The sequence below is a fragment of the Pseudomonas sp. FG36 genome, from assembly GCF_057809275.1.
The window spans coordinates 1-12,811 of sequence record NZ_JBMDJQ010000063.1 but is presented as its reverse complement, the minus strand read 5'-3'; the positions used below and the strand labels follow the sequence as shown (position 1 = coordinate 12,811).

The 12,811-nt window shown below is 64.9% G+C and carries 11 protein-coding genes; 2 read left to right on the top strand and 9 right to left on the bottom strand.

The features are described from left to right. Positions 1–213: 213 nt before the first annotated feature. The 4 genes from asd to leuC form a co-directional block, all read right to left on the bottom strand. The gene (asd, locus tag ACODS9_RS26055) at positions 214–1,326 is read right to left on the bottom strand and encodes an aspartate-semialdehyde dehydrogenase (protein ID WP_023630514.1); all 1,113 of its coding nucleotides are present in this window, start codon (positions 1,324–1,326) and stop codon (positions 214–216) included. Between the two features lie 63 nt (positions 1,327–1,389). Then, positions 1,390–2,472 (bottom strand): 3-isopropylmalate dehydrogenase, encoded by a 1,083-nt coding sequence (gene leuB / locus ACODS9_RS26050; protein ID WP_489095085.1) that lies wholly within the window; start codon positions 2,470–2,472, stop codon positions 1,390–1,392. Positions 2,473–2,586: 114 nt separating this feature from the next. Next, positions 2,587–3,228, bottom strand: coding sequence for a 3-isopropylmalate dehydratase small subunit (leuD, locus tag ACODS9_RS26045; protein WP_401106041.1), 642 nt, complete (start codon positions 3,226–3,228; stop codon positions 2,587–2,589). Continuing rightward, complete coding sequence (gene leuC, locus ACODS9_RS26040; RefSeq protein ID WP_489095084.1) at positions 3,225–4,658, bottom strand: 3-isopropylmalate dehydratase large subunit; 1,434 nt, start codon at positions 4,656–4,658, stop codon at positions 3,225–3,227. Before leuC ends, leuD begins: the two co-directional genes overlap by 4 nt. Positions 4,659–4,790: 132 nt before the next feature. Between leuC and ACODS9_RS26035 the strand changes: the two genes are divergently transcribed. Together ACODS9_RS26035 and ACODS9_RS26030 are read left to right on the top strand one after the other, a co-directional pair. Then, a complete protein-coding gene (locus tag ACODS9_RS26035; protein WP_046854718.1) occupies positions 4,791–5,669 on the top strand; it encodes a LysR family transcriptional regulator in 879 nt (292 codons plus the stop codon). Positions 5,670–5,731: 62 nt separating this feature from the next. Beyond that, positions 5,732–9,028: a PAS domain S-box protein gene (locus ACODS9_RS26030; protein WP_401106045.1), complete on the top strand. Its 3,297-nt coding sequence runs from the start codon at positions 5,732–5,734 to the stop codon at positions 9,026–9,028. A 65-nt stretch (positions 9,029–9,093) separates the two neighbouring features. Here ACODS9_RS26030 and ACODS9_RS26025 read toward each other — a convergent pair whose 3' ends face one another. The 5 genes from ACODS9_RS26025 to ACODS9_RS26005 form a co-directional block, all read right to left on the bottom strand. Then, on the bottom strand, positions 9,094–9,537 hold the full coding sequence (locus tag ACODS9_RS26025) for an Hsp20 family protein (RefSeq protein ID WP_046854716.1): 444 nt from the start codon (positions 9,535–9,537) through the stop codon (positions 9,094–9,096). 147 nt (positions 9,538–9,684) lie between these two features. After that, on the bottom strand, positions 9,685–10,656 hold the full coding sequence (locus ACODS9_RS26020; protein ID WP_489095083.1) for a tRNA dihydrouridine synthase: 972 nt from the start codon (positions 10,654–10,656) through the stop codon (positions 9,685–9,687). A gap of 52 nt (positions 10,657–10,708) precedes the next feature. Continuing rightward, complete coding sequence (locus ACODS9_RS26015) at positions 10,709–11,143, bottom strand: acyl-CoA thioesterase (protein ID WP_023632910.1); 435 nt, start codon at positions 11,141–11,143, stop codon at positions 10,709–10,711. A gap of 44 nt (positions 11,144–11,187) precedes the next feature. After that, positions 11,188–12,021 carry an alpha/beta fold hydrolase gene (locus ACODS9_RS26010; protein WP_489095082.1) on the bottom strand — a complete coding sequence of 278 codons (834 nt, stop codon included), beginning with the start codon at positions 12,019–12,021 and terminating at the stop codon, positions 11,188–11,190. 24 nt (positions 12,022–12,045) lie between these two features. After that, positions 12,046–12,585 (bottom strand): TetR/AcrR family transcriptional regulator, encoded by a 540-nt coding sequence (locus ACODS9_RS26005; RefSeq protein WP_023631831.1) that lies wholly within the window; start codon positions 12,583–12,585, stop codon positions 12,046–12,048. Between the last annotated feature and the right edge of the window lie 226 nt (positions 12,586–12,811).

Genomic DNA, 12,811 nt, shown 5'->3' with positions numbered 1-12,811 from the left:
GGGCCGGATGAATGGAGCGAGGATTTTTTGGTTCCTTTTTGATCCTTCAAAAAGGAACCCGCCGTAAGGGCGGAAAGGTGAATAAGCGTCGACATCGCAAATGAATGTGCATAAAAAAATCAAAACAACCAACAACCAATCTAGCACCAATAAAAAAACCCGCATCACTCTCGCAACACGGGTCCTTCAAAATCCAAACTCAAACCACCCAGATCACCGCTCCAGCAGAATCCGCAACATCCGCCGCAGCGGCTCCGCAGCCCCCCACAGCAGCTGGTCACCAACGGTAAAGGCCCCGAGATACTGCGACCCCATGTTCAGCTTGCGCAAACGCCCGACCGGCACGTTCAGGGTCCCGGTCACCTGGGTAGGGCTCAGCTCCTGCATGCTGATCTCACGCTGATTCGGCACCAGCTTCACCCAAGGGTTGTGCTGGCTGATCATGCCTTCGATATCCGCCAAAGGCACATCCTTGTTCAGCTTGATGGTAAGCGCCTGGCTGTGGCAACGCATGGCGCCAATCCGCACGCAGATGCCGTCGACCGGAATCGGGCTCTTGAAGCGACCGAGGATCTTGTTGGTCTCGGCCTGGGCCTTCCACTCTTCACGGCTCTGGCCGTTTGGCAGTTCCTTGTCGATCCACGGGATCAGGCTGCCGGCCAGCGGCACGCCGAAGTTGTCGGTCGGGAAGCCTTCGCCACGCATGGCCTCGGCCACCTTGCGGTCGATGTCGAGGATGGCGCTGGCCGGGTTGGCCAGGTCGTCGGCGACCGCCGCGTGAATACCGCCCATCTGCTTGATCAGCTCACGCATGTTCTGCGCGCCGGCACCGGAAGCCGCCTGATAGGTCATGGCACTCATCCACTCGACCAGGCCGGCTTCGAACAGGCCGCCCAGCCCCATCAGCATCAGGCTGACGGTGCAGTTGCCGCCGATGTAGTTCTTGGTTCCCGCATCCAGCTGCTGGTCGATGACCTTGCGGTTGACCGGATCAAGGATGATCACCGCGTCGTCCTGCATGCGCAGGGACGAGGCCGCGTCGATCCAGTAACCCTGCCAGCCGGCTTCGCGCAGCTTGGGGAATACTTCGTTGGTGTAGTCACCGCCCTGGCAGGTCAGGATGACGTCGAGGGTCTTGAGCTCTTCGATGTTGTAGGCATCCTTGAGCGGCGCAATGTCCTTGCCCACCGCCGGGCCTTGGCCACCGACATTGGAGGTGGTGAAGAACACCGGCTCGATCAGGTCGAAGTCCTGCTCTTCGAGCATCCGCTGCATGAGCACGGAACCGACCATTCCACGCCAACCGATCAGACCTACACGTTTCATCGCAACTACACCTTTGCTAAAAGTGGGCCGCCACCGGGAGTTTTGGGTGGCGGGCCAGAGAGATTACAGATTCCGCAGCGCTGCGACTACTGCGTCGCCCATTTCCTGCGTACCGACCTTGCGGCAACCTTCGGAGAAGATGTCACCGGTGCGCAGGCCCTGGTCCAGCACCAGGCTCACCGCCTGCTCGATCGCCTCGGCGGCGGCCGTCTGGTTGAAGCTGTAGCGCAGCATCATCGACACCGAGAGAATGGTCGCCAGCGGGTTGGCGATGCCCTGCCCGGCGATGTCCGGCGCCGAGCCGTGGCACGGCTCGTACATGCCCTTGTTGTCGGCATCCAGCGACGCCGACGGCAGCATGCCGATGGAACCGGTGAGCATGGAAGCTTCATCCGACAGGATGTCGCCGAACATGTTGTCGGTCACCACCACGTCGAACTGCTTGGGCGCGCGCACCAGCTGCATGGCGGCGTTGTCGACGTACATGTGGCTCAGCTCGACGTCCGGGTAGTCCTTGGCCACTTCCTCGACCACTTCGCGCCACAGCTGGCTGGAAGCCAGGACGTTGGCCTTGTCCACCGAGCACAGTTTCTTGCCGCGTACACGGGCCATGTCGAAGCCGACGCGGGCGATGCGGCGCACTTCGCTTTCGCTGTACGGCAGGGTGTCGTACGCCTGGCGCTCGCCGCCTTCCAGCTCGCGCTGGCCGCGTGGCGCGCCGAAGTAGATGCCGCCGGTCAGCTCGCGGACGATGAGGATGTCCAGGCCAGCGACGATCTCGGGCTTGAGCGACGAGGCGTCGGCCAGTTGCGGATAGAGGATGGCCGGGCGCAGGTTGGCGAACAGGCCCAGTTGCGAACGGATCTTCAGCAAGCCGCGCTCCGGGCGGATGTCACGCTCGATCTTGTCCCACTTCGGCCCACCCACGGCGCCCAGCAACACGGCGTCAGCCTGGCGCGCACGCTCCAGGGTCTCGTCGGCCAGCGGCACGCCGTGCTTGTCGATGGCCGTGCCACCGATCACGTCGTGGGTGAGGCTGAAGCCGAGCTGGAACTTGTCGTTGGCCAGTTCCAGCACCTTGACCGCCTCGGCCATGATTTCCGGACCGATGCCATCACCTGGGAGAATCAGAATCTGCTTGCTCATGCTTTCCTCTATCCAATCAAGCGGCGCGCCCTGTCGGCGCGCCGATAAACTCAGTGTCCAACGGGCCTCATCGCGGGGCAAGCCCGCTTCCACGCGTGGTGATGAGGCCTTCGATCAATCGCGGAACAACCACGGCTGGCTGGCGCGGTGCTTGCCCTCGAACACCTTGATCGCGTCGCTGTCCTGCAGGGTCAGGCCGATATCGTCCAGGCCGTTGAGCAGGCAGTGCTTGCGGAACGCGTCGATCTCGAACTTCAGCACTTTGCCGTCCGGGCGGGTCACGGCCTGGGCCTCGAGGTCGATGGTCAACTGGTAGCCCGGGTTGGCCTCGACCTGCTTGAACAGCTCGTCGACCTCGGCGGCGTCGAGAATGATCGGCAACAGGCCATTCTTGAAGCTGTTGTTGAAGAAGATGTCGGCGAAGCTCGGCGCGATCACGCTGCGGAAACCGTACTCATCAAGTGCCCACGGGGCATGCTCGCGGCTCGAGCCGCAACCGAAGTTCTCCCGCGCCAGCAACACGCTGGCACCTTGGTAGCGCGCGTGGTTGAGCACGAAGTCCTGGTTCAACGGGCGCTTGCTGTTGTCCTGGTAAGGCTGGCCGACGTCCAGGTAGCGCCATTCATCGAACAGGTTGGGGCCGAAGCCGGTGCGCTTGATCGACTTGAGGAACTGCTTGGGGATGATCTGGTCGGTGTCGACGTTGGCACGATCCAATGGCGCGACGAGGCCGGTGTGCTGGGTAAAGGCTTTCATGCTGCGCTCCCTTGGATCAACTCGCGGACATCGATGAAGTGGCCAGTCACCGCGGCGGCGGCGGCCATGGCCGGGCTGACCAGGTGGGTACGGCCACCGGCGCCCTGGCGACCTTCGAAGTTGCGGTTGGAGGTGGACGCGCAGTGCTCGCCGCTTTCCAGGCGGTCCGGGTTCATCGCCAGGCACATCGAGCAGCCAGGTTCACGCCACTCGAAGCCGGCTTCGAGGAAAATCTTGTCCAGCCCTTCGCGCTCGGCCTGGGCCTTGACCAGGCCCGAGCCCGGCACCACCAGCGCCTGCTTGACGTTGGCGGCGACCTTGCGACCCTTGGCGATCTCGGCGGCGGCGCGCAGGTCTTCGATGCGCGAGTTGGTGCACGAGCCGATGAACACGCGGTCGAGCCGGATGTCGGTGATCGCCTGGTTGGCGGCCAGGCCCATGTACTTGAGGGCGCGCTCGATCGAGCCGCGCTTGATCAGGTCGGGCTCGGCCGCCGGGTCCGGCACGCGCTGGTCGACGGCCAGGACCATCTCCGGCGAAGTGCCCCAGCTGACCTGCGGCTTGATCTGCGCGGCGTCGAGCTCGACCACGGTGTCGAACACGGCGTCGGCGTCGGACACCAGGCCTTTCCAGGCCTCGACGGCCTGCGTCCACTGCTCGCCCTTCGGCGCGTACGGGCGGCCTTCGACATAGGCGACGGTAGTGCCGTCGACAGCCACCAGCCCCACACGGGCACCGGCTTCGATGGACATGTTGCAGATGGTCATGCGGCCTTCCATCGTCAGCTCGCGGATGGCGCTGCCGGCGAACTCCATGGCGTGGCCGTTACCGCCGGCGGTGCCGATCTTGCCGATCACGGCGAGGACAATGTCCTTGGCAGTGACGCCAGCGGGCAATTGGCCTTCGACGCGAACCAGCATGTTCTTCATCTTCTTGGCCACCAGGCACTGGGTGGCGAGCACGTGCTCGACCTCGGAAGTGCCAATGCCATGGGCCAGGGCGCCGAATGCGCCATGGGTGGAGGTATGCGAGTCGCCGCAGACCACGGTCATGCCCGGCAAGGTCGCGCCCTGCTCCGGGCTGATCACGTGGACGATACCCTGACGCTCGTCATTCATCTTGAATTCGACGATGCCATATTCGTCACAGTTCTCATCGAGGGTCTGCACCTGAAGGCGCGACACCTGGTCGGCGATGGCCGCGATACCGCCCTTGCGCTCCGGCGTGGTCGGTACGTTGTGGTCAGGGGTGGCAATGTTGGCATCGATGCGCCACGGCTTGCGGCTGGCCAGGCGCAGGCCTTCGAAAGCCTGGGGCGAGGTCACTTCGTGGATGATATGGCGATCGATGTAGATCAAGGACGAGCCGTCATCGCGGCGCTTGACCTCATGAGCTTCCCAGAGTTTGTCGTAGAGCGTTTTGCCAGCCATCAGACTGTTCCTCATCAGCGTCTTTCTATGCCAAAGACCCCTTGGCTTGTACGGACGATGCTATGGCGATAGATTGAATAACTCAAATTCATAATTTTCATGCTTTGCATAACCATCAGGAATTCGAACTGAATGGACCTCGCCAATCTCAGCGCCTTCATCGCCATCGCCGAAACCGGCAGTTTTTCCGGGGCCGGCGAACGCCTGCACCTGACCCAGCCGGCCATCAGCAAGCGCATCGCCGGCCTGGAGCAGCAACTGGACGTGCGCCTGTTCGACCGCCTGGGCCGCGAGGTCACCCTGACCGAGGCCGGCCGCGCCCTGCTGCCTCGTGCCTACCAGATCCTCAATGTACTGGATGATACCCGCCGCGCGCTGACCAACCTCACCGGAGCGGTGAGCGGTCGCCTGACCCTGGCCACCAGCCATCACATCGGCCTGCACCGCCTGCCGCCGCTGCTGCGCGCCTTCACCCGCCAGTACCCCGCGGTTGCCCTGGATATCCAGTTCCTCGACTCGGAGGCGGCCTACGACGAGGTCCTGCATGGTCGTGCCGAAATCGCCGTGATCACCCTGGCACCCGAGCCGCATCACCTGGTGCGAGCGGTTCCAGTGTGGAACGACGCCCTGGACTTCGTCGCCTCGCCCGAGCACCCGCTGGCCAGCAACGGCGTAGTCAGCCTGGCCGACGTGGCGCGCCACCCGGCGGTGTTCCCCGGCGGCAACACCTTCACCCACCACATCGTCCAGCGCCTGTTCGAAAGCCAGGGCCTGGTGCCGAACATCGCCATGAGCACCAACTACCTGGAAACCATCAAGATGATGGTGTCGATCGGCCTGGCCTGGAGTGTGCTGCCACGTACTATGCTCGATGAGCAGGTTGCGCCCATCGCCCTGCCCGGCATACAGCTGTCTCGCCAGCTAGGCTACATATTGCACACGGAGCGCACGCTATCGAATGCGGCCAGGGCCTTCATGGCACTGCTCGACAGCCACGCCGGGGTTGCCTGACCGGTCGCAGGCAAGGCATTTCTCTCCACAAGGACGCGTTTTCCGCCAAAGGTCTGGTATCGATGCCCAAATCAGCAAACCGCTTTCCGCGCCTGCCCCGTATTCCCGCGGCCGACCCCCAGGAGTCGGAACAGGCCTGGCAGAACGCTCCCCAGTTGCTGGCCGCGCTCAATGCCGCGCGCCTGGGCGCCTGGCTGTGGGACATCGAGAGTGGCCGGGTAAGCTGGTCGCGGGGTACCCAGGCGCTGTTCGGCTTCGACCCGCAACGCCCGCTACCCAACGACGTCGACTACCTCGACCTGCTGCCCGAGGAGGACCGCGCCCGTACGCGCCAGGCGTTCCAGGCCGTGGTCAACGGCGAACCGGTCGAGCAGGCCATGCGCCATCGCATCCGCTGGCCCGATGGCAGCGTGCACTGGCTGGAGATCAACGGCAGCCTGACCCACGACCCCCATGGTCGCCCACAGATGATCGGGGTGATCCGCGAGATCAGCCGCCAGCGCGAGCGCGAAACCGCGCTGATCAATTCGGAGAAGCGCTTCGCCACCCTGTTCCACCTCAGCCCCAACGCCATTCTCCTGACCCGCCGCCACGACGGCCTGATCATCGAGGTCAACCAGCATTTCGAGCACATGTTCGGCTGGCCGGGCGCCCAGGTGGTCGGCAAGACCAGCGTGGAACTGGGCCTGTGGGTCAACCCCGAGCAACGTCACCAGGTGTTGGAGGCCACCCGCGCCGGCAGCGGTCCGTTGACCCTCGAGGTGCAGTTCCGCGCCACCAACGGCAAGATTCACGATGGCATTCTCTGCACCCAGGGCATCGAACTCGAAGGTGTCACCTACCTGATCAGCACCTTCGTCGACACCACCGAGCGCAAACGCGCCGAACAGGCGCTCAAGGACAGCCAGGAGCGTCTCGACCTGGCCCTGGACTCGGCCCAGCTGGGCACCTGGGACTGGCACATCCCCAGCGGCATGCTCTACGGCTCGGCCCGCGCCGCACAACTGCACGGGCTGGACCCGGTGCCCTTCCACGAATCGTTCGAGGCCTTCTTCGAAGGCGTCCCCGAGCACGAACGCAGCGTCATGCGCCAGGCCTACCGCAGCCTGCGCGAAGGGCCGGCGGGCAATTACCAGATCACCTACCGCGTACAGCTCGACAACGGTAGCTCGCGCTATATCGAAAGCCGTGCCCGCCTGTACCGCGACGACCAGGGCAACCCGCTGCGCATGGCCGGCACCCTGCTCGACATCACCGACCAGGTGGAACGTGAACAGCGCCTGACGGCCTCGGAGGAAAAATTCGCCAGCCTGTTCCAGGTCAGCCCCGACCCGATCTGCGTGACCCGCCAGGACAGTGGCCAGTTCATCGAGATCAACCCGGCCTTCAGCCAGACCTTCGGCTGGGCCCCGGAGCAGATCCTCGGCCACACCGCCGAGGAAATCGGCCTGTGGGCCGAGTCGGCCGAACGCGCCCAGCGCATCGAACGGGTGATCCGCGACCAGGCCCTGAGCAATGTGGCGGTGGTGGTCAATCACCGCAACGGCACGCCGCTGACCTGCGTCATCTCCAGCCGCCTGATCAGCGTCGACAGTCAACCGTGCAGCGTCACCACCCTGCGCGACATCACCCAGCAGCAGCGCGCCGAGGCGGCGCTCAAGGCCAGCGAGGAGAAGTTCGCCAAGGCATTTCACTCCAGCCCCGATGCCATCACCATCACCGAGCGCCACAGCGGGCGCTATGTGGAGGTCAACGACGGTTTCAGCCGGCTGACCGGCTACAGCCCCGAGGAGGTGGTGGGCCGCACGGTCTACGAAATCGGCATCTGGGCCGACGAGAAGCAGCGCGCCGCCCTGCTCAACGAGCTGCGCGAGCGCGGCCGGGTGCATCACCGGGAGATGCTCGGGCGCAACAAGCGCGGCGACATCCTTACCGTGGAAGTGTCGGTTGAGCCGATCAATCTCAACGAGACCGATTGCCTGCTGATCAACGCCCGCGACGTCAGCCTGCTGAAGAACGCCCAGGCGCAGATCCGCCACCTGGCCTACCACGACCCGCTGACCAACCTGCCCAACCGCGCCCTGCTGATGGACCGCCTGAGCCAGCAGATCGCCCTGCTCAAGCGCCACAACCTGCGTGGCGCCCTGCTGTTCCTCGACCTGGACCACTTCAAGCACATCAACGACTCCCTCGGCCATCCGGTGGGCGACACGGTGCTGAAGATCATCACCGCCCGCCTCGAGGCCAGCGTGCGCCTGGAAGACACCGTGGCGCGCCTGGGCGGCGACGAGTTCGTGGTGCTGCTCAGCGGCCTGGAAGGCAGCCGCGAGCAGGTGGAAAACAAGGTGCGCGAACTGGCCGACACCCTGCGCGAGCTGCTGGCCGAACCGATGTCGCTGGACGGCCAGCGCCTGCAGGTCACGCCGAGCATCGGCGTGGCGCTGATCCCCGACCATGGCGCCACCCCCGCCGACCTGCTCAAGCGCGCCGACATCGCCCTGTACCGCGCCAAGGACTCCGGGCGCAACACCACGCAGTTGTTCCACACCACCATGCAGAAGGCCGCCAGCGAGCGCCTGCGCATGGAGAGCGACCTGCGCCTGGCCCTGGCCCGGGGTGAACTGGCCCTGCACTTCCAGCCCCAGGTCGATGCCCGCGACAACCGTATCGTCGGTGCCGAAGTGCTGCTGCGCTGGCACCACCCGCAACTGGGGCAGCAGCCTCCGGCGCAGTTCATCCAGGTTCTCGAAGAAAGCGGCTTGATCCTCGAGGTTGGCAGCTGGATCCTTGACGAAGCCTGCGACGCCTGCGCGCGCATGCTCGCCGACGGCCTGATCGACGCTGACGACTTCAGCCTGTGCGTCAACATCAGCCCACGGCAGTTCCGCCAGAACGATTTCGTCGAGCGGGTGCTGCGCAGCCTCGACGACTACCGCCTGCCCCGGCGCATGCTCACGCTGGAGATCACCGAAGGCATCGTCATCCAGAACCTGGAGGACACCATCAGCAAGATGCGCGAACTCAAGCACCACGGCGTGAGCTTCGCCATGGACGACTTCGGCACGGGCTATTCGTCGCTGACCTACCTCAAGCGCCTGCCGGTGGATGCGCTGAAGATCGACCAGACCTTCGTACGCGACGCGCCGGTCGACCCCAACGACGCCGAGATCGTCCGCGCGATCGTCGCCATGGCCCGCAGCCTGGAGCTCGCGGTGATTGCCGAGGGCGTGGAACTGACCGAGCAGCTGGAGTTCCTCGAGCGCCAGGGCTGCCATCTGTACCAGGGCTACCTGCACAGCCGACCACTGCCGCTGCCGGAGTTTCGTCAGATCCTGCTGGAGGCACCGGCGGATTACTGAGGGCTGGATGCGCCGCAGAACGCAAAAAGGGCACCCGAAGGTGCCCTTTCTTCACTGCGCTGAAGTCAGTTCAGCGCCGGCTTGTCGCCGTTGATCGGGATACGCTTGGCCTTGGCTTCTTCCGGCACGATGCGCAGCAGTTCGATGCTGAGCAGGCCGTTGGCCAGGCCCGCGCCCTTGACCTCGATGTGGTCGGCGAGGCGGAACGACAGCTTGAAGGCGCGCTGGGCGATGCCCTGGTGCAGGAAGGTGACGCCTTCGCTGGCATTGTCGCGCTTGCCACCGGTTACAGTCAGGACGCCTTTTTCGACCTGCAGGTCGAGGTCCTGCTCCTGGAAGCCGGCGGCGGCGACCACGATGCGGTAGTGGTCATCGCCATGCTTTTCCACGTTGTAGGGTGGGTAGCTGCTACCCGCCTCATTACGGGCGGCGGCTTCGAACAGGTCGTTGAAGCGGTCGAAACCGACGGAGTTGCGGAAAAGTGGTGCGAGAGAGAAAGCGGTGGTCATGGTCATGAACTCCTGAGATTCAGCAAGTTAAGTCACTACGCGACCCGACTTCGGCATCGCGTACTCAAGAGATATGTCCGGGCGAAACGCTTTCAAGGGCTGGCATGAAAAAATTTGCGCTGCGCTGGGTCTCAGCGCGGGGCCGGCTCAGGCGACACAGACCTCCACGGCCTGCAACTCCATCCCCAGCAAGCCGCTGATGCGCTGGCAGTCATCCTCCCGACGCAACTCGGCGAACAACGCCACTGCCTCGGGATAACCGCGGGTCAGCATCGCCAGCCACTGCTTCATCCGCCCCGGGGCGTATCGTGGCGACAGCTTGTCCTGGGCCTGGCGCCAGAACTCGCGCAGCAGCGGCAGCAGCTCCTCCCAGCTCATCGGCTGGTACTCGACGCCATCGCGGGCCGCAGCGATCTGCAGGGCCAGGTCCGGGCGCGACACCAGCCCGCGCCCCAGCATGATGTCTTGCGCACCGCTGACCTCGCGGCAACGCCGCCAATCGTCGACGGTCCAGATCTCGCCATTGGCGAACACCGGCACCTTGACCACATCCTGCACCCGCGCCACCCATTCCCAGTGGGCCGGCGGCTTGTAGCCCTCGACCTTGGTCCGCGCATGCACCACCAGGTGCGCCGAGCCGCCCTCGGCCAGCGCCGTGGCGCAGTCCAGGGCACCGTCGGGGCTGTCGTAGCCCAGGCGCATCTTCGCGGTCACCGGGATATGTGCCGGCACCGCCCGGCGCACTTCACGGACGATGGCATGCAACAGCTCCGGCTCCTTGAGCAGCACCGCCCCGCCGCGCGACTTGTTGACGGTCTTGGCCGGGCAACCGAAGTTCAGGTCGATCACCGGCGCGCCCAGCTCGCAGGCCAGCGCCGCGTTTTCAGCCAGGCATACCGGGTCGGAGCCGAGCAATTGCACACGCATCGGCACGCCAGCGGCGGTACGGGCGCCCTGGCGCAGCTCCGGCGCCAGTTTGTCGAACGAAGAGGCCGGCAGCAGGCGGTCGCAGACGCGGATGAACTCGGTGACGCACCAATCGATACCGCCCACACGGGTCAGGACGTCGCGCAGGATGTTGTCGACCAGCCCCTCCATGGGGGCCAGGGCAATTTGCATTTCAGGGTCTCGCCACGAAAAAGGCGGCAGTCTAGCAAACTTCTGGCAGCCGTCAGCTGCCGGTCAGCGCCGGGCCGTAGCCGTCGATGAATTCTGCCGGCATGCGCCTGGGCTTGCCGCTGGACAGCTCGATGCAGGCAAAGGTGGTCTGTGCCCGCAGCAAGGTCACGCCGTCGCTCGGGCGCTTGAGCTGGAAGCGCCGGGTCATGCGCAGGCGCTGGTCCCAATCAATGATCCAGGTGGCCAGTTGTAGCTCGTCGTCCTCATAGGCGGCGGCGAGGTAGTCGATTTCATGGCGGACCACCGCCATCGCCCGATCCAGCCGACGATACTCGGCCAGGTCCAGCCCCAGACGCTGGGAATGGCGCCAGGCGCAGCGCTCCAGCCAGGTGACGTAGACGGCGTTGTTGGCGTGGCCGAGGCCGTCGATATCCTCGCTGCCGACGCGAAGGTCGATGATGAATGGTGCCGCCAGATCCCAGCTCATGCCCGCTCCTGGTTTTCAGTGAACGGGCAGAGTGTACCGGATGCTCAGGCGCTTTGCCGCGCCCGCTCGGTGGAGCGTGCGAGCAGCTCGATCACCGCCTGACCCAGGCGCGGATCGGCCAGCACCCGCTGATGACCGCCCTCCTCCAGCAGCAGCAGGCGGCTGTCGAACCAGGCCTGGTGAATCAACGGCGCCTCGCTGGCGGCCACCACGGGATCGTCCTCGGCATGTACTACCAGCCCCGGCACGTCCAGTTGATAGGCACTGACATCCAGGCGCGCCACCTGGACGCCGACATCGCGCTCCACCTGGCGGATGAACGCGGCCCGGGCCCGGGCCGGCAAGCCCAGTCGCCGGGCAAAGCTCCGCAGCACGCCGAGCAAGCGGGCCGGGGCGGCAATACTCACCGCCGCATCGGTGCGCAGCCCCCACTGCAGCGCCAGCAACAGACTCGCGCCGCCCATCGAGTGCCCGATCACCGCGCGCAGCGGCGGCAGTTCGGCGGCAGCCTCGAGCAACGCGCGGGCAAACGCCACCACATGCGCCTGCTCGCCGGGCGAACGCCCGTGTGCCGGCCCTTCCAGCGACACCACGGTATGGCCGCTGTCCACCAGCCGCTCGATCAGTGCCGCGAACTGGGTGGGGCGCCCTTCCCAGCCATGCATCAGCAGTACCGTCGGCCCCTGCCCCCAGCGCAACGCCGACAACCCGAAGCGCAAGGTGATGCGCTCGGCCCTGGCCAGCAGCGGCAGCTCCCACGGTTTAGGCGGCAGGTTGCGCGGGGTCATGAAAGCACGGCGCATCTTGCCGGCGACATGTTCAGGGGCCAGGTGGCCGAGGGTGCCATTGACACCACGAATCCAGCTCAGGCTAGTCATCGCCTTGCTCCAGGGTCAGGTTGCTCAGATCACCGCCGACTTGGCGGCACGCAGTATCCGGTCGGACAACTCGCCGTCGCCCAGGGCGCGGGCCACGGCGAGGCCGCCAACCATCAGGGCGAAATCGGCGAGCGCCTTGTCGATGTCCTCGGGGCGGTCGACCATTTGCGCGGTCATCAACTCGATGTGTTCGGCCAGCACGTCACGGAAGGCGTCGGGCAGGCGCTGCATTTCGCTCAGCGCATTGGGAATCGGGCAGGCCTGCACCTCGGTATCGCGGTGCTTGCGCGACAGGTAGAAGGCCGCGACCAAGGCCCGACGCTCGGTACCGTCAAGGGCTGGATCGAGCTGGGCGAGCAAGGCACGGCGTTCGGCCAGCAACTGGCTGAAGGCTTCGAGCATGAGCTCGTCCTTGCTGTCGAAGTGGGCATAGAAGCCGCCGACCGTCAGCCCCGCGGCGCCCATGACCTGGCTTACGCTCGGATCGGCCGGGCCCTGCTGGACCAGTGCGCTGCGCGCCGCATCGAGGATGCGTTGGCGGGTCTTGCTCTTCTTGTCGCTCATGGCTCACCTCTAAATATTATGATCGACATATTATTCTCATAATATTTTCTGGCAAGCGGAATCTGCGGCCACTGATCGGCACAGCTGGATTTTTTGGAAGGCAGAAAAAACAAAAGGCCCATTCAATAAGCGAATGAGCCTTATAAGTCCTGCAAAACGCAGGTAAAAAATTGGCGTCCCCTAGGGGACTCGAACCCCTGTTACCGCCGTGAAAGGGCGGTGTCCT

What these genes read in the sequence shown, in the direction of transcription:
- asd (WP_023630514.1), bottom strand. Translation starts at nt 1,326, where the DNA reads ATGAAACGTGTAGGTCTGATCGGTTGGCGTGGAATGGTCGGTTCCGTG.
- leuB (WP_489095085.1), bottom strand. Translation starts at nt 2,472, where the DNA reads ATGAGCAAGCAGATTCTGATTCTCCCAGGTGATGGCATCGGTCCGGAA.
- leuD (WP_401106041.1), bottom strand. Translation starts at nt 3,228, where the DNA reads ATGAAAGCCTTTACCCAGCACACCGGCCTCGTCGCGCCATTGGATCGT.
- leuC (WP_489095084.1), bottom strand. Translation starts at nt 4,658, where the DNA reads ATGGCTGGCAAAACGCTCTACGACAAACTCTGGGAAGCTCATGAGGTC.
- ACODS9_RS26035 (WP_046854718.1), top strand. Translation starts at nt 4,791, where the DNA reads ATGGACCTCGCCAATCTCAGCGCCTTCATCGCCATCGCCGAAACCGGC.
- ACODS9_RS26030 (WP_401106045.1), top strand. Translation starts at nt 5,732, where the DNA reads ATGCCCAAATCAGCAAACCGCTTTCCGCGCCTGCCCCGTATTCCCGCG.
- ACODS9_RS26025 (WP_046854716.1), bottom strand. Translation starts at nt 9,537, where the DNA reads ATGACCACCGCTTTCTCTCTCGCACCACTTTTCCGCAACTCCGTCGGT.
- ACODS9_RS26020 (WP_489095083.1), bottom strand. Translation starts at nt 10,656, where the DNA reads ATGCAAATTGCCCTGGCCCCCATGGAGGGGCTGGTCGACAACATCCTG.
- ACODS9_RS26015 (WP_023632910.1), bottom strand. Translation starts at nt 11,143, where the DNA reads ATGAGCTGGGATCTGGCGGCACCATTCATCATCGACCTTCGCGTCGGC.
- ACODS9_RS26010 (WP_489095082.1), bottom strand. Translation starts at nt 12,021, where the DNA reads ATGACTAGCCTGAGCTGGATTCGTGGTGTCAATGGCACCCTCGGCCAC.
- ACODS9_RS26005 (WP_023631831.1), bottom strand. Translation starts at nt 12,585, where the DNA reads ATGAGCGACAAGAAGAGCAAGACCCGCCAACGCATCCTCGATGCGGCG.